At 71.6% G+C, this 20,093-nt stretch carries 21 protein-coding genes; 7 read left to right on the top strand and 14 right to left on the bottom strand.

The genetic code is table 11. The features are described from left to right. Positions 1 to 123 precede the first annotated feature (123 nt). The 3 genes from mctP to LZG04_RS41305 all read right to left on the bottom strand — a co-directional run bounded on the left by mctP (position 124) and on the right by LZG04_RS41305 (position 2,861). Positions 124 to 1,758 carry a monocarboxylate uptake permease MctP gene (gene mctP / locus LZG04_RS41315; RefSeq protein ID WP_233827421.1) on the bottom strand — a complete coding sequence of 545 codons (1,635 nt, stop codon included), beginning with the start codon at positions 1,756 to 1,758 and terminating at the stop codon, positions 124 to 126. Continuing rightward, complete coding sequence (locus LZG04_RS41310) at positions 1,758 to 2,024, bottom strand: DUF3311 domain-containing protein (protein WP_233827420.1); 267 nt, start codon at positions 2,022 to 2,024, stop codon at positions 1,758 to 1,760. The genes mctP and LZG04_RS41310 overlap by 1 nt, the downstream gene beginning before the upstream one ends. 117 nt (positions 2,025 to 2,141) lie before the next feature. Next, the gene (locus LZG04_RS41305; RefSeq protein ID WP_233827419.1) at positions 2,142 to 2,861 is read right to left on the bottom strand and encodes a GntR family transcriptional regulator; all 720 of its coding nucleotides are present in this window, start codon (positions 2,859 to 2,861) and stop codon (positions 2,142 to 2,144) included. 127 nt (positions 2,862 to 2,988) lie between these two features. Between LZG04_RS41305 and LZG04_RS41300 the strand changes: the two genes are divergently transcribed. Beyond that, positions 2,989 to 4,245: a hypothetical protein gene (locus LZG04_RS41300; protein ID WP_233827418.1), complete on the top strand. Its 1,257-nt coding sequence runs from the start codon at positions 2,989 to 2,991 to the stop codon at positions 4,243 to 4,245. A 4-nt stretch (positions 4,246 to 4,249) separates the two neighbouring features. Next, the gene (locus LZG04_RS41295; protein WP_233827417.1) at positions 4,250 to 5,080 is read left to right on the top strand and encodes a septum formation family protein; all 831 of its coding nucleotides are present in this window, start codon (positions 4,250 to 4,252) and stop codon (positions 5,078 to 5,080) included. 51 nt (positions 5,081 to 5,131) lie between these two features. Here LZG04_RS41295 and LZG04_RS41290 read toward each other — a convergent pair whose 3' ends face one another. Both LZG04_RS41290 and LZG04_RS41285 read right to left on the bottom strand, forming a co-directional pair. Then, positions 5,132 to 5,596, bottom strand: coding sequence for a hypothetical protein (locus tag LZG04_RS41290; RefSeq protein WP_233827416.1), 465 nt, complete (start codon positions 5,594 to 5,596; stop codon positions 5,132 to 5,134). A 113-nt stretch (positions 5,597 to 5,709) separates the two neighbouring features. Then, positions 5,710 to 7,521, bottom strand: a complete 1,812-nt coding sequence (locus LZG04_RS41285) for a phosphoenolpyruvate carboxykinase (GTP) (RefSeq protein WP_233827415.1) — start codon at positions 7,519 to 7,521, stop codon at positions 5,710 to 5,712. A gap of 603 nt (positions 7,522 to 8,124) precedes the next feature. Between LZG04_RS41285 and LZG04_RS41280 the strand changes: the two genes are divergently transcribed. After that, a complete protein-coding gene (locus tag LZG04_RS41280; protein WP_233827414.1) occupies positions 8,125 to 8,787 on the top strand; it encodes a triacylglycerol lipase in 663 nt (220 codons plus the stop codon). 60 nt (positions 8,788 to 8,847) lie between these two features. On the opposite strand, the gene LZG04_RS41275 is transcribed toward LZG04_RS41280, so the two are convergent. The 7 genes from LZG04_RS41275 to LZG04_RS41245 form a co-directional block, all read right to left on the bottom strand. Then, positions 8,848 to 9,525: an MSCRAMM family adhesin SdrC gene (locus LZG04_RS41275; RefSeq protein ID WP_233827413.1), complete on the bottom strand. Its 678-nt coding sequence runs from the start codon at positions 9,523 to 9,525 to the stop codon at positions 8,848 to 8,850. A gap of 232 nt (positions 9,526 to 9,757) precedes the next feature. Continuing rightward, positions 9,758 to 10,120, bottom strand: coding sequence for a hypothetical protein (locus tag LZG04_RS41270; RefSeq protein ID WP_233827412.1), 363 nt, complete (start codon positions 10,118 to 10,120; stop codon positions 9,758 to 9,760). Further along, entirely contained in the window at positions 10,117 to 10,917 is an 801-nt protein-coding gene (locus LZG04_RS41265) for a hypothetical protein (RefSeq protein ID WP_233827411.1), read from the bottom strand. Before LZG04_RS41265 ends, LZG04_RS41270 begins: the two co-directional genes overlap by 4 nt. Beyond that, entirely contained in the window at positions 10,917 to 11,273 is a 357-nt protein-coding gene (locus tag LZG04_RS41260; RefSeq protein WP_233827410.1) for a hypothetical protein, read from the bottom strand. The genes LZG04_RS41265 and LZG04_RS41260 overlap by 1 nt, the downstream gene beginning before the upstream one ends. Positions 11,274 to 11,366: 93 nt before the next feature. Then, positions 11,367 to 13,184 carry a dynamin family protein gene (locus LZG04_RS41255; RefSeq protein ID WP_233827409.1) on the bottom strand — a complete coding sequence of 606 codons (1,818 nt, stop codon included), beginning with the start codon at positions 13,182 to 13,184 and terminating at the stop codon, positions 11,367 to 11,369. Then, entirely contained in the window at positions 13,181 to 13,573 is a 393-nt protein-coding gene (gene grpE / locus LZG04_RS41250) for a nucleotide exchange factor GrpE (RefSeq protein ID WP_233827408.1), read from the bottom strand. The genes LZG04_RS41255 and grpE overlap by 4 nt, the downstream gene beginning before the upstream one ends. Beyond that, positions 13,570 to 15,087 (bottom strand): dynamin family protein, encoded by a 1,518-nt coding sequence (locus tag LZG04_RS41245; protein ID WP_233827407.1) that lies wholly within the window; start codon positions 15,085 to 15,087, stop codon positions 13,570 to 13,572. The genes grpE and LZG04_RS41245 overlap by 4 nt, the downstream gene beginning before the upstream one ends. An 86-nt stretch (positions 15,088 to 15,173) precedes the next feature. Here LZG04_RS41245 and LZG04_RS41240 point away from each other — a divergent pair, with 86 nt between their 5' ends. The 3 genes from LZG04_RS41240 to LZG04_RS41230 all read left to right on the top strand — a co-directional run bounded on the left by LZG04_RS41240 (position 15,174) and on the right by LZG04_RS41230 (position 17,616). Next, complete coding sequence (locus tag LZG04_RS41240) at positions 15,174 to 15,668, top strand: hypothetical protein (RefSeq protein WP_233827406.1); 495 nt, start codon at positions 15,174 to 15,176, stop codon at positions 15,666 to 15,668. Positions 15,669 to 15,767: 99 nt separating this feature from the next. Beyond that, a complete protein-coding gene (locus tag LZG04_RS41235; RefSeq protein WP_233827423.1) occupies positions 15,768 to 16,931 on the top strand; it encodes a sensor histidine kinase in 1,164 nt (387 codons plus the stop codon). Between the two features lie 28 nt (positions 16,932 to 16,959). Then, on the top strand, positions 16,960 to 17,616 hold the full coding sequence (locus LZG04_RS41230; RefSeq protein ID WP_233827405.1) for a response regulator transcription factor: 657 nt from the start codon (positions 16,960 to 16,962) through the stop codon (positions 17,614 to 17,616). Positions 17,617 to 17,641: 25 nt separating this feature from the next. On the opposite strand, the gene LZG04_RS41225 is transcribed toward LZG04_RS41230, so the two are convergent. Further along, a complete protein-coding gene (locus LZG04_RS41225; RefSeq protein ID WP_233827422.1) occupies positions 17,642 to 18,553 on the bottom strand; it encodes an SDR family oxidoreductase in 912 nt (303 codons plus the stop codon). Next, the gene (locus tag LZG04_RS41220) at positions 18,553 to 19,125 is read right to left on the bottom strand and encodes a TetR/AcrR family transcriptional regulator (RefSeq protein ID WP_233827404.1); all 573 of its coding nucleotides are present in this window, start codon (positions 19,123 to 19,125) and stop codon (positions 18,553 to 18,555) included. Before LZG04_RS41220 ends, LZG04_RS41225 begins: the two co-directional genes overlap by 1 nt. Before the next feature lie 50 nt (positions 19,126 to 19,175). Here LZG04_RS41220 and LZG04_RS41215 point away from each other — a divergent pair, with 50 nt between their 5' ends. After that, entirely contained in the window at positions 19,176 to 19,970 is a 795-nt protein-coding gene (locus tag LZG04_RS41215; protein ID WP_233827403.1) for an HAD family hydrolase, read from the top strand. Positions 19,971 to 20,093 lie beyond the last annotated feature (123 nt).

The following is a 20,093-nucleotide window of genomic DNA, read 5'->3' as shown; positions in this document are numbered from 1 at the left end:
TCAGCAGGTCGTCGGTTCTGACATAGAGTGCGGTCGCGAGGGTGTCAATGTCGGTCGTCACAACCCGTACATCGACACCCTCGCCCCACGTCTCCAGGCGTCCTAACCCTTGGAATCAATCATCTAGTGGACCGCGACGGGCTTGACCCGGTCGCTGTCCTCGTCCACGTGGTAGTCGTCGCCCTGCGTCTCGTCGGTGCCGTTGAACAGCTTGGCCCGCTTCGCGATCAGCGTGACGATGACGGCGACCAGCAGGTTCGCCACGACGGCCACCGCGCCGACGTAGATCTGCACGGTCGAGCCCGCGAACGGGTGCCAGCCGAACAGCGACAGCTTGTCCAGCGGCAGCGCGGAACCGGCGAAGTGCGCCTTGCCGATGGCCGGGTTGCCGATGTTGTACAGCAGGTACATGCCGTAGCCCATGCCCACGACCCAGCCCGCGATGAGGCCCCACAGGTGGAACCAGCGGGTGTAGAGCGCGATGGCCACGGCGGGCAGCGTCTGCAGGATCATCACGCCGCCGATGAGCTGCAGGTCGATGGAGAACTGCGGGTCGATGAACACGATGAACGCGACCGCGCCGAACTTCACCACCAGCGACGCCAGCTTGGCCTGCTTGGCCTCCTGGGCGGGCGTGGCGTCCTTCTTCAGGTACTCCTTGTAGATGTTGCGCGTCCACAGGTTCGCCGCCGCGATCGACATGATCGCCGCGGGCACCAGCGCGCCGATGGCGATGGCCGCGAACGCCACGCCCGCGAACCAGCTCGGGAACTCCTGGCCGAACAGCACCGGGATGATGGTGTTGGTGTCCGGCCGGCCGGTGGCCTGGTTGGTGATCGGCTTCGCGCCCGCGCTGATGGCGACGAAGCCCAGCATCGCCAGCAGGCCCAGCAGCAGCGAGTACGCGGGCAGCGCGACCATGTTCCGCTTGATCACGTTGCGGCCGCGCGAGGCGAGGATGCCGGTCAGCGAGTGCGGGTACAGGAACAGCGCCAGCGCCGAGCCCAGCGCCAGCGTGGCGTACTGGAGCTGGTTGTTGGCGGTGAGCAGGATGCCGTCGGCCTTGTTCTCCGTGGCGGCGAACTTGGCCTGGGCGGTGTCGAAGATCGTGCCCCAGCCACCGAACTTGGACGGCAGGTAGATCACCGCGACCAGGATGACGATGTAGATCAGCGTGTCCTTGACGAACGCGATCAGCGCGGGAGCGCGCAGGCCCGACTGGTAGGTGTAGAGCGCCAGGATCACGAACGCGATGAACAGCGGCAGGTGGCCGAGGATGCCGGACCCGTTGAGGCCCATCGTGCGCAGCACGGCCTCCAGGCCGACGAGCTGCAGCGCGATGTACGGCATGGTGGCCACGATGCCGGTGATGGCGACCAGCAGCGCGAGCCAGTGCGAGCCGTAGCGGCCGCGGACGAAGTCCGCCGGCGTCACGTAGCCGTGCACGCGGGACACCGACCACATCCGCACCAGCGGCAGGAACACGATCGGGTAGAGCACGATGGTGTAGGGCAGCGCGTAGAAGCCCAGCGCGCCCGCGCCGAAGACCAGGGCGGGCACGGCGACGAACGTGTACGCCGTGTAGAGGTCACCGCCGACCAGGAACCAGGTGATCCAGGAGCCGAACTTGCGCCCGCCCAGGCCCCACTCGTCCAGGTGGTCGAGGGTGTCGCCGGCCTTCCACTTCGCCGCGACGAAGCCCAGGACGGTGACCAGCAGGAACAGCGCGCTGAACACCATCAACTCGGTCCACTGCATTACTTGGCCCCCTCGTCCAGGTCGTCCACGCCGAGCCGGTCGGGCTTGCCCTCGACCACGGGTTCGTCCTTGGTCTTGACGTAGACCAGGCCCACGCAGAGGACGCCCACCGGCACCCAGGCGAACTGGTACCAGTAGAAGAACGGCAGCCCGAGGACCCTCGGCTCATCGGAGTTGAACCAAGGGGTGACGAGCATGAGCAGCGGAATCAGCAGCAGCAGGTTCCAGTTGCTCCAGCGGAGGCTGGATTTTCGAGCTGAAGGCATGTGCCCCTCCGTACGGCGGCCCGGTTACGCGGTGTCGCGCATGGTAGGTCGGACGGGGGACACTAGTCACCATGTCGGGTGGGTTACCGACGGGTGACGTAGTTGGATCGTGACCAATTACCGCTTGGACCGCAGGCCGGTGACCAAGTGCTGCTCCGCGCGGTCGAAGTAGGTGAGCAACGCTTCTTCGGCCTGCCGAACCTCGCCCGCGTCGAGCCGGTCCACGATGGACTCGTTCAACGGCAGGTAGTCGCGGTGGAACTCCTCGGGGTCGCCCATCACGTGGAACGCCAGCCGCACCTCGGCGAGCAGCCGCTTCATCTCCTCGTCCAGCCGGGCGCTGCCGGCCAGCGCGGTGATCGCCTGGTGGAACTTGACGTTCGCGGTGCCGACGCCGGTCCAGTCGTCGCGCTCGCGGCAGGCCAGGCCCAGGGCGACGGCGTCGCGGACGGCCTGCCTGGCGTCGTCGCCCACGTGCGGCCAGCGGCGGACCGCGCCGCACTCGATCACCCGGCGTGCCGCGTACAGGTCCACGATGTCGGGCACGCCGGGGCGGCGGACGAACACGCCCTTGCTGTACTCGTGCACGAGCAGGCGTTCGTGGGTGAGCAGGCGGAACGCCTCGCGCAGCGTGTTGCGGGAGACGCGGAGGGCTTCGCCGAGCGCCTTCTCGTTGAGCTGCTGCCCGGGCGTGATGTCGCCGTCGAGGACGCGGGTGCGGAGCTTGTCGGCCACGCGCTCGGCGGTGCTGGAGCGGTCGAGGTCGCCGCGGTCCTTGGCGAGGGCGGCCAGCCAGCCGTCCGCCTGAGCTGTGGTCATGGTCTGAGCTGTGGTCATGGTGACCGAGTCTAGTGCCGCACGCAGCGCAAATGAGGTATTGGAGGATTGTTGAAACGGGCGTGCGCCAGGCACTGGGCCCGTTCGGCGGGTTCCGTCACCCGGTCGCGTCGGAGAGCATCTCGGGGTGACCAGACGACTCCGCTCAGTGATGGCCTTCGCGCTCGGTCTGTCCCTCCTCACCCTGCCCGGCGTCGCGCACGCGCAGCCCGCGCCGTGCTTCGACCCGACCGCGCCCACCACCGTCGAGGAACAGCGGTTGGACGACCGCCTCACGCCCACCGGGCCGGAGGTCGGGCCCGAGCTGGTGCGGCTGGCGGGTTTCGAGGACGAGGTCGGCCGGTTCACCGCCCGGCTGTGCGAGCCGATCTCCCACGCCCAGGCGATGTACCACGTGGTCGCGGCCGGTACGGAGCTCTGGCAGGAGGCGGTGAAGCGGGCGCAGTCGCCCCAGACCTGGGACTCCTACGACGACCGGCCGCTGTACTGGGCCCGGCTGCTCGCGACGAAGGCGCTGCGGCAGTGGCAGCCCCGCGGTTGGGCGCTGGGCGCGGCCGAGCGGGCGAGGCTGGTCGACGGGTTCGACCGCACGTCGCGGGGCGTGGAACACGTGCGGTTCGGCAGCGGCGTCCGGCGGATCGCGGTCACCGGGTTCGACCCGTTCCAGCTCAGCGGCACGTCCGTGCGGCGCAGCAACCCGGCGGGCGCGGCGGCGCTGCGGTTGGACGGCCGGGTGCTGGACACGCCGTCCGGACCCGCGGTGGTGGAGGCCGCCGTGCTGCCGGTGCTGTGGGGCGCGTTCGACCGGGGTGTCGTGGAGCGGTTCTACGGCACGGCGTTGTCCGCGCACCCCGACGCGCTGGTGACGGTCAGCCAGGGCCGGCCGGGGCAGTTCGACGTGGAGCGGTGGGCCGGGCGGTGGCGCGGCGGGTACCCGGACAACGACGACTTCTCGTCGCGCGGTGTCGTGCCGGACGCGGTCGGGTGGCCCCAGCCCGCGCTGGAGTTCATCGAGACGACGTTGCCGCACGAGCGCATGGTCGCCGCCGCCACTGGGCCGTTCCCGGTCCGCTACAACCGCGAGTTCTGCGAGTGGCCGCTCGGCGCGGTCCCCGGCACGGGCACGCTGAGCTGCCGCGCGGACGAGCCGACCCCGGGCGCCGCGGCGGCGAGCGGCAGCGGCGGCGACTACCTGTCCAACGAGTCGATGTACCGGGCGAACCGGCTGCGCCTCGGGCTGGCGGCCACCTCGGTCGCCGGCGGGCACCTGCACACGCCGGTGCTCGGCCAGCCCGTCGACCCGACCGCGCTCACCGACGCGGCGTTCGAGCGGGACCGCCGGGCGATCGCCGACCAGGTGGCCGCGCTGGTGTCAGTACTCTGACCGCGTGAGCGGCTGGCGGGCGGCGGTGGTGGCACTGGCCGCGCTGTCGCTCGCCGCCTGCACGGCCCCGGTCGAGGGCGTGCCGGACGCGGAGGTCGTCCGCCCCTCGCTCACCCCGACCGCCGACCAGTTGCCGAAGGCGGGCCAGTGCACGGACACCGGCCTGGAGGCGCTCGACTGCCGGGCCGAGCACGACGCCGAGGTGACCGAGGTGGGCGTGCTCGACGGGTTGGGCGCGGAGTACCCGAACGACCGCGACCTGCGCCGGGCCGCGCTGCCCGCGTGCCGCGCCGCGCTCACCGCGTACCTGGGCAGCCCCGACCACGACGCCACCCGGTTGCAGGCCCACGCGCTGTGGCCGAGCCGGGACGGGTGGGCCCGGGGTGACCGCTGGCGCGTGTGCACGGTGGTGGAGCTGAAGCCGGACGGCACTCGGGCGCGGCGCAAGACCAGTGCCAGGGACCTGCTCAAGGCGGCCGGGTTCGGCACGGTGCAACTGTGCGCGACCGCGTCGCCGGGCGAGGCCAAGGATCCCGGCATCACCGCCTGCGACCAACCGCACAAGGCCGAGGCCGTCCCCGGGGTGCTCGCTCTCGGTAATCCCCACGATCCGGCGCCGTCCCTCGACCAGGTGAACGCCAAGGCGGCCGAGCACTGCGCGAAGGCCGTCACGAACTACGTCGGCGCGCCGCGGGAGGACGTGTTCGCGTCCTGGCGGGCGTTCGGCAGCCAGGCGTGGTCCGAGGGGTACACGTCGGCGGTCTGCTACGCCGAGGCGACGCGACCGTTCAGCGGCCGGCTGTGGGGCCTGGGGCGCAACCCCCTGCCCGCCTGAGGACTACCGACCCACAGGCTGTGCACAGCTCTGTCCACAACCTGTGGACAACTAGCGCCGGCGCCAGGACAGCACCACCAGCAACACGCCCACCAAGACGGGCGCGCCGCTGTCGAACACCGGCCTGAGCACGGGCAAGAAGGGGAAGGTACCCAGTTCGTACAGCACCGAACCCCCGACTGCGGCCAACCCGGCGGCCAGGGGCGCGGCTGGGGACAGCTTCCCCAGCGACACCAGACCCACCAGCAGTCCCGCCAGTCCCAACGCCACCAGCCCGCGCAGCCGCACCTCGTCGAACTGGTCCAGCCCGTAGCCCCACGCGAGCGCCCCGAGGGCGGCGGCGACCGCGCCGAGCACGAAGCCGAGCACGTGCCACCACGCCGACACGCGCGGGCGCTCCCGCCGGCCCGCGGCCTCGACCGGGTGATACCGCACGACTCCCGGGTCCGGTCCGACCTCCGCCTCCGGCACGCGGTCGTAGTGCAGGCCACCCAGGAAGTCGTCCTGCTGGGTCACCACTCCTTGGTACCTCCGGACGAGCCGTAAATCACCCGGAGCAACCAAAAAGAGACCCGGTGGACGCCGTTGGCCACCGGGTCTCACGCCGAGAACGTCTCGGGGGTGCGGGCTCAGCCGAGGCGGAGCTTGAGCGCCTCCAGCTCGTCGCGCAGCGAGGTCGGCACCTTCTCGCCGATCTTGGCGAACCACTCCTCGATCATCGGGATTTCGGCGCGCCACTCGTCGGCGTCGAACGCCAGCGACGCCTCGATGTCCTCCCGGGGCGCGTCGAGCCCGTCGAGGTCCAGCGCGTCCGGCGTCGGCACGTGCCCGATCGGCGTCTCCACCGCGGCGGCCTTGCCCTCGATGCGCTCGACGGCCCACTTCAGCACGCGCGAGTTCTCGCCGAACCCGGGCCACAGGAACCGCTTGTCCTCGCCGCGGCGGAACCAGTTCACGTAGAAGATCTTCGGCAGCTTGTCCGCGTCGGCCGACTTGCCGGTGTCGATCCAGTGCTGGAAGTAGTCGCCCGCGTGGTAGCCGATGAACGGCAGCATCGCCATCGGGTCGCGCCGGACCACGCCGGTCTTGCCGACGGCCGCGGCGGTCGTCTCGCTGGACAGCGTCGCGCCCATGAACACGCCGTGCTGCCAGTCGCGCGACTCGGTGATCAGCGGGATCGTGGTGGCCCGGCGACCGCCGAAGAAGATCGCCGAGATCGGCACGCCCTTCGGGTCCTCCCACTCCGGCGCCTTGATGTCGCACTGGGCGATCGGCGTGCAGTAGCGGGAGTTCGGGTGCGACGACAGCTCGTCGCCGTCCGGCGTCCAGTCCTGCTTCTTCCACGAGGTCAGGTGCGCGGGCGGCTCGCCCATGCCCTCCCACCACACGTCGCCGTCGTCGGTCAGCGCGACGTTGGTGAACAGCGAGTTGCCCTTGGCGATGGTGCGCATCGCGTTCGGGTTGGTGTGGTAGTCGGTGCCGGGCGCGACGCCGAAGAAGCCGTTCTCCGGGTTGACCGCGTACAGCCGGCCGTCGTCGCCGAACCGCATCCAGGCGATGTCGTCGCCCAGGGTCTCGACCTTCCAGCCCGGGATGGTCGGCTCCAGCATGGCCAGGTTGGTCTTGCCGCACGCGCTCGGGAACGCCGCCGCGATGTAGTAGGACTTCTGCTCCGGCGAGGTGAGCTTGAGGATCAGCATGTGCTCGGCCAGCCAGCCCTCGTCGCGGGCCATCACCGAGGCGATGCGCAGCGAGTAGCACTTCTTGCCCAGCAGCGCGTTGCCGCCGTAACCCGAGCCGAACGACCAGATCATCCGCTCTTCAGGGAACTGCGTGATGTACTTCGTCTCGTTGCAGGGCCACGGCACGTCGGCCTGGCCCGGCTCCAGCGGCGCGCCGATCGAGTGCAGCGCCTGGACGAACTCGGCGTCGTCGCCGAATCGCGCCAGCGCCTTCGTGCCCATGCGGGTCATGATGTGCATCGAGACGACGACGTACTCGGAGTCGGTGATCTCCACGCCCAGCATCGGCTTCTCGGCGTCGAGCGGGCCCATGCAGAAGGGGATCACGTACATCGTCCGACCGCGCATGCACCCGCGGTACAGGTCGGTCATGATCGCCTTCATCTCGGCGGGATCCATCCAGTTGTTCGTCGGCCCCGCGTCCTGCGGGTCCACCGAACAGATGAACGTGCGCTCCTCGACCCGCGCCACGTCGGTGGGATCGGACGCCGCCCAGAACGAGTTGGGTTTCTTCTTCAGCGGAACGAAGGTGCCCGCGTCCACGAGTTTGGCGGTGAGCCGGTTCCACTCGTCCTGGGAGCCGTCGGCCCACACCACTTCATCGGGGCAGGTCAGCTCGGCGACCTCACGGACCCAGGACACCAGGCGCGCGTGGTTGGTCGGTGCGTGGTCGAGACCGGGAATGGTCACTGCCGTCATCTCGTCTCGTCTCCTAGCTGAGCGCCAGCCCACGGTGGACGCCGTTGTCCTGGTGGGACGTCCTCTGCGAATGGCTCCGCCCGCCCGGTGGAGGGCGTGCCGTTTAAGGGATAGACGGAGGTTAGCCGGGTTAATCCCGGGTAACGCAGTTCCGACCTGTCGGCTGGCTCACAAAACCGATTCTGGAATCGATTCAGCACCCGATCACCCCAAAATCGCCCTGTGACCTGGGCTTTAGTCACCGGAATGCAAGGGCCTGCGGTGCGTTGATCGCCACACGTTCAAGTGACTGAACCGCGAAGTGATGGGAGCGCTCTCACGAGGCAGCGGAAAAATTGCCGCACCGAAATGACCGGATTTCTCAACCGTTCCAGGAACGGCCGCCCGGCGATCTCGGCAACGCGTTCGACGACCCCTTTCACTTGCGCCCCAACGGATTGGGGGAGCAACCGGGACCGGCCGCCCAGCGCCTCGTCCACCCGGTCGGGACGGCCCGACGGGCACGATCAGGCGGTCGTCGGGACAAGTGATTGCACCGATGCGCCCCGCGGCCGCGGGGCGAGACGCTCCTGGCAGGTTTTCCCCGCATCAGGAGGTGACCACGTGCGTCGAGTCATCGGAGTCTTGGCGGCACTCGGTTTGGCCCTGCTCGCGCCCGTCCCCGCGGCGAACGCCGCGACCAGCACGCCCGTCGTCTTCGTCCACGGGTACACCGGCAGCGCCTCGAACTGGGTCGCGGCCGAGTCCGTGTTCCGCGCCGCCGGGTGGTCGAGCACCCGCCTGTTCGCCTACGAGTACAACTCGTACGGCGACAACGTGGCCAACGCCCGCGGCCTGGCCACGTTCGTCGAGCGGGTCAAGGCGCAGACCGGCCAGCCGAAGGTGGCGATCGTCAACCACTCGATGGGCGGACTGGTCAGCCAGTACTACCTGAAGGTGCTCGGCGGCAACGTCAACGTCAGCCACCTGGCCTCGATCGCCGGGGCGAACCACGGCACCACCGCCGCGGGCGCGTGCCTGGTCTTCGTCACCTGCCAGCAGATGTACCCGGGCTCGTCGTTCATCAACCAGATCAGCAGCGGCGACGAGACGCCCGGCAGCACCCGCTACGCGACGTGGTACTCGCCGTGCGACGGCGTCATCCTGCCCTACACCAGCACGCCGTTGAGCGGCGCGAACAACAACTACGTGCTCTGCCAGACCCACCTCGGCTTCCTGGCCGACACCCTCGTGCTGTCCGACATCGCGAGCTTCGTGCGGTCCTGAGCGGTCCTCGGGCGCGCCGCCTCCCGGCTGACGGGGGTGGCGCGCCCGCGCTCGTCACGCTCAGTTCGGGCTGATCCACTGGCCGGTGACGGAGTCGATCCGGACCACACCCGACACGGTGACCTTCTCCTCCTCCGACCACGCCTCGTCGCTGTCCGGGGCGTACTTGCCGTCCTCGCCGATGCGGCCGTGCTCGACCTGGGTCCACTCGTCGTCACCGGTGTGCCGGGAGACCGTGACCTCGCCGTCCTGGGTGATCTCGGTGGCCAGGTCGGCGGTGCCGTCGCCGTCGGCGTCGGTGAACAGCCAGGTGTCGCCGTCCTCGTCCTTGACCACGGCGGTGTCGGCGCGGCCGTCGCCGTCGGTGTCCTCGGTCGCGGGGCCGACGTTCTGGTCGTCGCCGCCCTCCACGTCCACCACGATCGACTTGCCCGCGTTGGTGTTGGTCTGCTCGGAGCGGTCGTCGGTCGGCTCCACGGCGACCCACTCGCCGGAGTCCTCGTCGAACTCGGCCTGCCCGGTGAGCTCGCCGTCGGCGTCGAACGTGCTCATCAGGTCGGCTTCGCCGTCACCGTCGGTGTCGCTGAACGCCAGGTGCCCGCCGTCGTCGGTCTCCACGACCGCGCTCTCCTCGACACCGTCCTGGTCGAGGTCGTAGTTCGCCTCGGCGGTGTACTCCTCGTCGCCGACCGTGACCTTCAGCTCGCCGTCGGCCGCGCCTGTCTCGTCGATGTACACCGTTTCCCACCCTCCTGCGTCCTGTACCGGTTGGACTCACGTTATGCCCGTTCGGTTCCGCCGGGGAAGTTCCCACGCCGGGTCACCCGGTGCTCACGCGCGGTCGCGGACGGCGCGGGTGCGGCGGCACCGCGCGTCGGCCCGCGAACCGACCGCGAGCGGCCAACCGGCCCCGCCACCAGCGACGATGCAGGATCCCCGAACCGACCCGGCGACCGGGGACCGACCGCGGTCACCCGATCCGGTACTCGACGTGGACCCGCTCGGGCTCGGGCCACTCGGTCGGCGGGTCGTCGGTCACCCACGCGTACTCCAGGGCGGACAACCGGCCGTGCTCGATCCACAGCAGGATCTCGCCGATGTACCCGCCGTCCGCGTCGGTGACGTCGGCGGTGATCGGGAGCAACCCGTCGGCGAGGTCGGCGCGCGGTGCGTCGTCGGGCACGGCGAGGTCGAGGAAGGTGATGGGGCCCGAGACGATCCGGGCGACCGGTAGCTGCGCGACGAGCGGTCCCGTGCCCGCGGCGACCGACAAGATCTTGGCCACGACCAGCTGTTCGCGGTCGCTGAGCGGGCGTTCGCTGCCTTGTGTCATGGGATGAATGCCGTTCCGATCTTGGGTACGCCGTTGTGCACGAACCCGCGGATGGTGATGAGGTGACCGCCGATGTCGCGCTGCACCTCGAACTTCCCCGTCGCCACGGGCGGCGGGTCAAGGCTACGGATGATCCGCTCCATCGCCGCCTCGCGGCTGCCGGACTCCCGCAGGAACGCGTCGAGCTTGTGCTTGGGCACGAACACGTGGTCCAACGCCTGCGGTCGCTTGGCGTAGGCGAGCGCGTCGTCGAGCTGCCGGGACGTGAGCCGCGGCAACGCAGGCGCGGCCGGCGGGCGCGGCGCGCCGCCACCGTTGACCTTCGGGCCGCGCGACAACGCCCTGGCGGCCTTCTCGATCAGCTTGGCGATGACCTGGGCGACCTTCACGATCCACGCCGGCTGGAGCACGCCCCGCACCCCGGCGGGCAGCAGCTCCATCGCGCCGTAGACGGGTGCGGTCGACCGGATCACGTCGTTGATGGCGACCTTGGTCTGCCCGACCACCTGCCCGGCCTCACGGGTGTACGTCTCCAGCTCCCGCACGTCCCGCGCGTGCCGCGTGACCGTGCCGGAGACCGTCCTCATCCCCGCGGTGAACTCGCCGCCGCCGGTGTCATCCCAAGAACTCCGCACGCCGTCGAAGTTCACGCCCGCGGCCTGTTCCAGGCCGCCCGCGCCACCGGCCCACGCGGCGGACATCGCGTCCAGCGCCGTCTCGTCCGTGTCCGGCCAGCCCGTGATCGCCCGGACCCGCGGCCAGAAGCCGAAGTCGGACGGCGGCTCCGGCACCGCCATCAGAGCCTGCTCGGGTCGATCGGACCCGACGCCGGACCGCCCGCCGCCCCGGCGAGCGCACCCGCGCCCGCCCGGTCGGCCCGCTCGTAGTCGTCGGCCGAGGACCGGCCCGCTCGCGCCATCGCGGTGTACAGCCCGGGGATCTTCGCCACCGCGTCGGCGACCGCCTGGGCGGGCGGCAGGTAGGCGGCCCGGATGGCGGCGCCGATCGGCCCGGAGCCGATGCCCGCCTCCAGCGACCGCAACTCCTGGCCGCGGGCGGCCCACGTGGCCGCGACCTCCCGACCGACGTCCGCGACCTGTTCCATGTGCCGCCGGACGGCGTCCACGTCCATGTGCACTTGGCCCGCACCCATCGTGCCCCCTTCCGCGTCACCTCCTGACACGCTCAGGGTGGTGGTGGGGCGGGAGCACGGGCGGTGCTTGGCCGGTTGCGGCCGGCCGGGAGCTCAGGCGCGGTCGCGGACGGCGCGGATGCGGGCCAGCAGCTCGTCCACCTTCGCCCGGCCCGCGGTCAGCTCGGCCAGGCGGCGCGTGACGGCCTGCAACGCCTTGGCGCGTTCGCCCGCCTCCATCCGCAGCGCCTTGTCGACCTCGCGCAGCTCCGCTTCGATGGCGTCCACCCGCTTGCCCAGGGCGTCGTCCAGCGCCAGCGACAACTGCTGCTCGGCCTCGATCAGCTGCCCGGCCACCAGCTGGTCCACAGTGGACCGGGCGTCCGCGATGGCATCCGACAGCCACTGCTTGAGGTGCTGCTTGTCGGCCGAGTGCTTCCTGGTCCGCGCCATCCACCAGCCCGCGCCCAGCCCCAGCACGATGGTCACCGGCAGCACGATCGGGTTCAGCGCCGCCACCCCGAGCCCGGCCAGCGGCATCGCGGCCAGCCGGCCCGCGCCCAACCCGCCGGACACGCCCATGAACACCAGCAGCTTGTCCTCGGCGGTCGGCGCGCGCTTCTCCGGCGGGCGCAGCACGACCGGCGGCGTCACGCCGCGCGCGAACTGGCCCCGGATCACCGCCAGCTCCTCCGGCGAGAACAGGTCGGCCAGCGCCGCGTCGGCGACCCGGGCCAGCCGCGCGGCCAGGCCGGCGCTGATCCGGCCCGACACCAGCTGCAACGCCGCGTCGACCTCCTGCGGCAACGCCGCCAACCGCTCCCGGTCGGCCGCGTCGATCGCCGTGCGGAACCACGTCTGCACGTCCCGCATCCGGCGGCTGACCTCGTGCGAGCCCTCCACCCGGGCCCGCTGCACCTCGCCGCGCAGTCGGACCTGCCAACTGCGGGTGGACGAACGGCGCTGCGAGTTCAGCTCGTCGCGCCGCTCCCGCAGCGTCTCGGCCTCCTCCTCGCCCGACGACAACGCCCGCTTGTCCGCCTCGTTGCGCGCGATCAGCTCGTCCAGCACGGTCGCCAGCGCGCGCAGCCCGTTGGCCTCGCCGAGCATCGCCGCCCGGCCCACGACCAGCTCCTGCAACGCCGCCTGCAACGCGCCGATCCCCGACCGGTCGCGCAGCATCGCCGCCGCGTCCGGGTTGGGCGCCTTGGCCGCCAGCTCGAACATCCGCGACGACACCGGGTGGAACGTCGCGCCCCGGAACCTCGGCGCGTGCTCGGCCAGCAACGCCTGGTCCGCCTCCAGCACCTGCCGCCACCCCCGGTACTGGTCGACCTTGGTCAGCGCGAACACGACGGTCTCCACGCGTTCGCCGACCGTGCGCAGGAACTCCAGCTCACCGCGCGTGAACGGGGCCGAGGCGTCGACCACGAACAGCAGCGCGGTCGCCGACGCGGCGGCTTCGGCGGCCAGCTCGCCGTGCACCGCGTCGAGCCCGCCGACGCCCGGCGTGTCGACCACCGACAGCCGCTCCAGCAGCGGGACCGGGGCCTCGACCTCGACGTACCGGGGCGGCAGCATCCCCTCGGGCAGCTCGTGCGCCGCTGACACCCAGTTCACGATCTCGGACCGGTCGAACGGCACCGGCGACATCGACCCGGCGTAGCAGGCGCGCGCCGACCACTCCTCGCCGTGCCGGAACACCAGGTAGGTCGCGGTGGCCACCTCGGCGTCCACCGGTGACAGGTTCGGCGTCGCCAGCAGGGCGTTGACCAGCGAACTCTTGCCCCGGTTGGTCTCGCCGACCACCACCACCGACGCGGGGCCCGCCTTGCGGGTCTCGACGAACGACGCGGCCGACGGGTCCAGCGAGCGGACCAGGGTGGTGAGCCTCTCCCGGGTCTGCCGGACCGTCTGCGGCAGGCTGCTCATCGCGCGGTGTAGACGGTGACGACGGGCGCCCGCAGCGTCCGGCCGCGATCGGCGAAGCCGACCACCTCGGTCTCGGCCACGACACCGTCCAGTGACGCGTCCTGCGTCGGCACCGTGCCGCCCGCCTCGTGCCGCGACGGGTCGAACCGCTCGCCGTCGGGCCGCAACGCGGTCACGCCGATGGCCGCCAAGCCCTCTTCGAGCCGTTCCACCACCCCGGCGCTGCGCGCGCGGTCCAGCGCGTACAGGCACAGCTGCACCAAGGCGCGCCGCTCGGCCAGCGCCTGGTCCAGCAGCTCGTCGGCGATGGTCGTCTCCAGCGTTGCCGCTCCTGGGTGGGTCTCCACAGCGTGCTCGGACGCCGTGCCGCCCTGTTCCGTTCCGCTCATCGCCGTCCCCGCAGTTGTTGCCAGATCAGGAAGTACGCCCGGTGCACCACGTGCGCCACCCGGCTCTGCGCGGGCGTCGCGCCGAACGAGGCGAAGGAGCGCCACCAGCCCGCGCGTTCCAGCGCGTAGGCCATGAGCTCCTGCGGCGGCCTGCCGCGCAGGCCGAGCTGCTCGGACACCTCCGGCGAGCTGCCGAACCGCAGCACCTCTTCCACCAGGTCGCCGGGCATCGCCACGGCGCCGGACGCGACCAGCGTCAACGCCTCCAGCAGCCGCAGCTGGTGCGCCTCGGGCTTGGCCAGCAGCACCTCGATCGCGTCGTGCACGCGCTGCCGCTCGTTCGGGTCGCCGGAGGCGGCGGCCAGCGACGTCACCGACGCCAGCGCCGCCGCCGCCTTGATGCCGTCGGCCCGCGACCGGAACACCGCGTTGAGCTTGGCCCGCACGCCGTCCAGCCCGGAGGCGTCGAGCAGCTTGCGGCGCAGCGCGCCCGCGGTGATGCCCGGCTCGGCGTCGAGCGCTTCGAGCGCCTTGCGGACGCCGTAGAGGTCGAGCTTCTCCAGCAGCCGGGTGCGGGTGCCGACCGGCACGTCGCACTCCCAGCCCACGAACAGGTCGGCCGAGATCAGCATGGTCTCGCGGGTCGCGTCGTCCAGCTCGGCCAGCTTGCGCAGCGCGTCGGCGTCGGCCGAGGTGAAGCCGCCGGTCTCGGTCGACTCGGCGACCAGGCCGATCACCGGCAGCACGTCGGCCACCCGCGGCTTGAGGGTGAGCGCCTGCCGCTCGGCCAGCAGCACGGCGGCCTTCCAGGTGTCGCCGTCCGAGCCCTCGACGGTCTCGGCGGCGATCGTGTCGGCCTTGTTCAGCACGGCGATCGCGTTCACCGGACCCGCGTCGCGGCTCGCGGTGGCGGCGGTGAACGCGGCCAGCGCCTGCTGGTCGTCCGCGCGCACGCCCTGCGTGACGACGTAGAGCACGGCCTCCGCGCCGGCCACCGCGTTGCGCGACACCGGGTCCAGCTCCCCGCCGAGCAACGCCTCGGTGCGCGCCACCGACGCCGCGTCGAGCGAGCCGAGGCCGGGGGTGTCGATCACGGTCAGGTCGCGCAGCACCGCGTTGGTCAGGTACGCCTCGATGTGCGACACGCGGTCGACGTCCACGCCCAGGTCCGGCGGGATCGAGCCGTTCGCCTCGAACGGCAGCACCTGCTTGCGGCCGTCGGTGAACACCACCTCGATGCGGTCCACCGTGCCGTACTGGAAGCGGGTCACCAGCCGGGTGCACTCGCCCACGTCCGTCGGCGCGACGCGACGGCCGATCAACGCGTTGACCAGCGTCGACTTGCCGGACTTGATCCGGCCCGCGACCGCGACCTGCAACGGCGCGGACAGCCGGCGCAGCACCTCGCCCAGGCCCGCCGCGGTGGCGGGCGAGACCTGCGGCCGCAAGCCGACGCACAGGTTCGCGACCGCCGCCGAGAGCGGACCGGCGAGCTGCTTGGCCTGCGTCGTCACGCCGGAGATCGTGCCACGTGCGGGTGGCGTCCGGTTTGCGAACACGGCTACGGGGGTATTTCCGCGACCGACGAGGGAGGTCCGCCATGGAACAGGGATATGCGGTGTTCCTGCTGCTAGGCGTGGTGCTGGTGTTGATCGACGGTCAGCTGATCTATCGCAGCGGCCGGGGGTACATGAGCCGGGCGTACGGCGACCCGGAGGCGGCCAGGTCGATGACCCGCCTGGCGACCGTGCTGTTCCACCTCGTGGTGCTCGGGCTGCTCGCCATCGTGTCGATCGTCACGGTCAACACCGGCGACCCGGTCAAGGACATCGTGGTGAAGCTCGGCGTGATGCTGCTGGTGCTGGCGCTGGTGCACGCGATCACCATGATGATCCTGGGCCGCATCCGCGACCGGCAGCTCCAGCAGCAGTTGGCCGACGAGATGGCCGAGGAGCACCGCCAGTACGAGCAGCAGCGGTCCGTGCCGGCGCAGACGCGGGTCGAGCCGGTGCACGGCGCGCCCGCGCCCCGCGTGCCGGTCGCGCAGACCGCCGAGGAGAAGATCGACCCGACGCAGATCAAGACCACCAGGTAGCTCATCCGCCTGGAGGACTAGTCCAGGTCAGCCCGTGGCGCGACGCGCCGCGGGCGGGCCGGTACCTAACCTGGTCACGTGCGGCGGCTGAGCCTGTGGATGCGAGCGCACCCGGTCTTCGGGGACTCCCTGATGGCCGGGTTGCTGGTCGTCTTCGACCTGGGCGTGCTGGGCGCGAACCAGTCGACCGTGCCCAGCTCGACGCTGCTGTTCGTCGGCGCGATGCTGATCGTGCCCGTGGTGTTCCGCCGCAAGCACCCGCTCGGGTCGTCCTACGTGATCCTGTTCGGCGGGGCGCTCCAGTTGCTCACCCACGGCGACCTGGCCACCGGGATGCCGGTCCGGCTGGCGGACTTCTCGCTCGCCGTCGCGCTGTACACGATGGTCGCCTACGTCGGCAGGCGCCAGGGCCTGGTCTACGCGATCTGGCTGGCCGTCGGCACGTTCGTGTGGGCCCTGTGGCCGATGGGCGCGGGCGTCGAGGCCGCGTTCATGGTGTTCGTGATCGCGGCGGTGTTCGGGTTCAGCTGGGCGATGGGCGAGTTCGTCGGCGCCCGCCGCGCCTACAACCGGGAGCTGGAGCAACGGCTGAAGCTGCTGGAGACCGAACGCGACCAGCAGGCGCGGATCGCGGTCGGCGAGGAGCGGTCGCGGATCGCGCGCGAGCTGCACGACGTGGTCGCGCACGCGGTGAGCGTGATGGTCGTGCAGGCCGACGGCGCGAGCTACGCGATCAGGACCAACCCGGACCTCGCCGAGGCCGCGGTGCGCACCATCGCCGACACCGGCAGGCAGGCGTTGACCGAGCTGCGGCGGCTGCTGGGCGTGCTGCGGTCGGAGGACCAGTCCGGCACCCAGTGGGTGCCCCAGCCCGACGCGGGCGACCTGCACGAGCTGGCGGAGAACTGCCGGGCCGCGGGGCTGCCCGTGCGGCTGGAGACGGCGGGCGAGCTGTCCGCGCTGCCCGCGGGCCTGGGGCTGGGCGTGTACCGGATCGTGCAGGAGGCGTTGACCAACACGCTCAAGCACGCGGGCTCCGGCGCCACGGCGTCCGTCCGGGTCACCCAGGCGGGCGACCACGTGGAGGTCGAGGTGGCCGACGACGGGTTCGGCACGCCCCACGACCTGGTCGCGGTGTCCGGCGGCAACGGGCTGATCGGCATGCGGGAACGCGCGGGCGTGCTCGGCGGCACCCTGGAAGCGGGCCCCAACCCCGGTGGCGGTTGGCGCGTCCGCGCCGTGCTGCCGCTGGTCCCGTCATAGGGTGCGGGTGTCTTACGGAAGGGACGGCGTGATCCGCGTACTGCTAGTGGACGACCAGGAGCTCATGCGGATGGGCTTCCGGATGGTGCTCGGCGCGCAAGAGGATGTCGACGTGGTCGGCGAGGCCGCCAACGGCCTGGACGCCGTGCAACTGGCGGAGCGGCTGCGGCCCGACGTGGTGCTGATGGACGTGCGCATGCCCGTGCTCGACGGGGTCGAGGCGACCAAGCGCATCGCCGAGGCGGGCACCGCGAAGGTGCTCGTGATGACCACGTTCGACCTGGACGAGTACGCGTTGTCGGCGCTGCGCAACGGCGCGTCCGGCTTCCTGCTCAAGGACACGCCGCCCGGTGACCTGGTGTCGGCGTTGCGCGCGGTGGCCAGCGGCGACGCGGTGGTGTCGCCTTCGGTGACCAAGCGGCTGCTGAGCCGGTTCCTCGGCGAGGGCGGCGGCGAGCTGCGGGACGCGGCGGTGCTGGAGGCGTTGACCGAGCGCGAGCGCGAGGTGCTGGTGCTGATCGCCAAGGGGCTGTCGAACACCGAGATCGCGCGCAAGCTGTTCCTGTCCGAGGCCACGGTGAAGACGCACGTGGGGCGCATCCTGGCCAAGCTCGACCTGCGCGACCGCGTGCAGGCCGTGGTGCTGGCGTACGAGACGGGGCTGGTCCGACCCGGCGACGTCTGACCGGGCCGGACCAGTGCCACGCCGGTCAGCGGTACTTCGACGCGTCCACCGTGGTCGGGTCGACGCCCGCCTTGTAGACCTCCTCGTACCAGCGGCCCCAGTCCGGCCGCGAGCCGTCCAGGTCGGTGAAGCCGTACTCCCGCATGAGGGTCCAGGACGCGAGCGCCTTGCCGGTGAACCGGTGGCGGTCCGGGTCGGCGGCCAGCGCCGCCACGCCGCGCCCCACGTAGTGCGGCGTCTCGGACATCGCGTAGTGCGGCTCCTTGGCGATGGCGTCGCGCCAGTTCGCCTCCGTCACGCCGAAGTGCTCCAGCATCTGCTCCGACCGCAGGAACCCGGGCGTGACGGCGACCGACGTGCCGCCGAACGGCTCCAGCTCCTTCGCCATCACCGTGCCGAGCCGCCGGATCGCGACCTTCACCGAGTCGTAGGCCAGCGACCCGCTGTAGAACTCGTCGCTGTCGCCGTCGGTCACCTCCACCAGCAGCCCGCCCGGCTGGCGCACCAGCAGCGGCAGCAGCCGGTGCAGGGCGACGAAGTGGGCCTCCAGGCTGTTGCGCCACATCCGCAGCTGGCGGTCCAGGTCCTGCTCCCAGAACACCTTGAACTCGGTGTCCGCCTCACCGCCCCACACGTCGTCCACGAGGACGTCCAGCCGGCCGTCCGCCTCGGCCTCGACGCGGGCGCGGAACGCGTCCACGTCCGCGGGCACGGTGAAGTCGCACCGCACCGCGATGCCCCGGCCGCCCGCCGCCGTGACCAGCTCCGCGGTCTCCTCGATCGTCTCGTCCCGGCCGATCGGCGACTTGCGCTCGCGCGTCGACCGGCCGCCGACGAACACCGTCGCGCCCACCGCGCCCAGCTCGACCGCGATGGCGCGGCCCGCGCCCCGCGTCGCCCCCGTGACCGCCGCGACCTTGCCCTGCAACGCCGACATCATCTCCCCTTCCACGCGTCCAGCACCGCGTCCACGTCCTGCGCCAGCCGGTCGGCCAGCTCGCCGCGCGGTCGGACGGACCAGTCCATCGACACGCCGTAGAGCAACCCGGTGAGCACCCGTGCCGCGCGCTCCGGTCCGGGACCGCGCGGGAGCTCCACCCGTCGGGTGAGTTCCAGCACGGTCCGCTCGGTCGCCTCGTACAGGTCGGCGAGCAGCGCGCGCAGCTGCGGGTCGATCAGGTCGACACCGAGCTGGGCGAGGTGGTTCTGCGCCTCGACGGGGTCCGTCATGCCCTCGAACCAGGTCAGCAGCGCCGCCCGCAGCCCGTCGGCCGGGTCGGGCCGCGCCGCCGCGGCCGCCCGCATCCGCCGCTCGTTGGCCGCGGTGGTCTGCCTGGTCAGGGCCTGGAGCAGGCCGCTCTTCGAGCCGAACCGCCCGGCCACCGTGCCCACCGAGACACCGGCCTGCTCGGCCACGTCGGCGACGGTGAAGTTCGGTCCCTTGCGCCCGATCACCTCCGCCGCGGCCGTGAGCAACCGCTCGTCCGTGATCGTCTTCGGTCGTGCCACGGGGTTATTGAACCACGGTTCAGTAATGGTCGCCCAGTAGGGTGACACCAGTGACCTGGAGACCGCGCCTCATCGCCTTGGACATCGACGGCACCATCACGCCCGTCGGCCGCGAGGACATCTCGCCCGCCGTGCGCGCCGCCATCGGGCGGGCCGTCGACCACGGCGCGCACGTCGTCCTCTCCACCGGCCGCAGCCTCGTCGGCACCCGGCCGATCATCGACGACCTCGGGCTGCGCGGCACCACCGCGATCTGCTCCAACGGCGCGGTGTGGTGGGACACGACCACCCGCGAGGTGATCCGCAAGGTCGAGTTCGACCCCGGGCCGTCGGTGCGGCGGCTGCGCGCCGTGCTGCCCGACTCGGTGTTCGCGGTCGAGCTGACCGGGGTGGGCAACCTGGCGTACGGCCGGTTCCCCGACGGCGACCTGTGGGGCGAGGTGCGGCAGGTCCCCTACGAGGAGCTGGTGGCCACGCCCACGTCCCGGATGGTCATGCGCTGGGTCGGTCGCACGCCCGAGGAGCTGGCGCTGCGGCTGCTGGACGTGGAGCTGCCCGGCGTCACGGCGTCGTGCGACCACACCGAACCGTGGCTGACGCTGTCGCCCCCCGGCGTGACCAAGGGTGCGGCGCTGGAGGACCTGCGGTCCGAGCTCGGCGTGTCCGAAGAGGACACGCTGGCCATCGGTGACGGCTCCAACGACGTGGCGATGCTGCGGTGGGCCGCGCACGGCGTCGCCATGGGGCAGGCCCCGGCCACCGTGCGGGAGGTCGCCGACGCGGTCACCGGCACGGTCCTCGACGACGGCGCGGCGACCGTGCTGGACCGGTACTTCGGGGCCTAGATGATTGATTCCTAGGGTTAGTGGTCGTAGGCGGTCAGGGAGCGCATGATCGGCTGGCCGGTGTGGTCGTTGTGCCAGATGGCGGCGGTCAGGGCGAGGATGCGTTGCAGGACGCGGGCGATC

It is taken from the genome of Saccharothrix sp. S26 (assembly GCF_021390395.1).
Classification (GTDB): domain Bacteria; phylum Actinomycetota; class Actinomycetes; order Mycobacteriales; family Pseudonocardiaceae; genus Actinosynnema.
Note: the sequence above shows the minus strand (reverse complement) of the source record. Positions and strands in the feature narration are given on the sequence as shown.

What these genes read in the sequence shown, in the direction of transcription:
- LZG04_RS41260 (WP_233827410.1), bottom strand. Translation starts at nt 11,273, where the DNA reads ATGGGTGCGGGCCAAGTGCACATGGACGTGGACGCCGTCCGGCGGCAC.
- LZG04_RS41265 (WP_233827411.1), bottom strand. Translation starts at nt 10,917, where the DNA reads ATGGCGGTGCCGGAGCCGCCGTCCGACTTCGGCTTCTGGCCGCGGGTC.
- LZG04_RS41305 (WP_233827419.1), bottom strand. Translation starts at nt 2,861, where the DNA reads ATGACCACAGCTCAGACCATGACCACAGCTCAGGCGGACGGCTGGCTG.
- LZG04_RS41285 (WP_233827415.1), bottom strand. Translation starts at nt 7,521, where the DNA reads ATGACGGCAGTGACCATTCCCGGTCTCGACCACGCACCGACCAACCAC.
- LZG04_RS41255 (WP_233827409.1), bottom strand. Translation starts at nt 13,184, where the DNA reads ATGAGCAGCCTGCCGCAGACGGTCCGGCAGACCCGGGAGAGGCTCACC.
- mctP (WP_233827421.1), bottom strand. Translation starts at nt 1,758, where the DNA reads ATGCAGTGGACCGAGTTGATGGTGTTCAGCGCGCTGTTCCTGCTGGTC.
- grpE (WP_233827408.1), bottom strand. Translation starts at nt 13,573, where the DNA reads ATGAGCGGAACGGAACAGGGCGGCACGGCGTCCGAGCACGCTGTGGAG.
- LZG04_RS41235 (WP_233827423.1), top strand. Translation starts at nt 15,768, where the DNA reads ATGCGAGCGCACCCGGTCTTCGGGGACTCCCTGATGGCCGGGTTGCTG.
- LZG04_RS41270 (WP_233827412.1), bottom strand. Translation starts at nt 10,120, where the DNA reads ATGACACAAGGCAGCGAACGCCCGCTCAGCGACCGCGAACAGCTGGTC.
- LZG04_RS41240 (WP_233827406.1), top strand. Translation starts at nt 15,174, where the DNA reads ATGGAACAGGGATATGCGGTGTTCCTGCTGCTAGGCGTGGTGCTGGTG.
- LZG04_RS41225 (WP_233827422.1), bottom strand. Translation starts at nt 18,553, where the DNA reads ATGTCGGCGTTGCAGGGCAAGGTCGCGGCGGTCACGGGGGCGACGCGG.
- LZG04_RS41310 (WP_233827420.1), bottom strand. Translation starts at nt 2,024, where the DNA reads ATGCCTTCAGCTCGAAAATCCAGCCTCCGCTGGAGCAACTGGAACCTG.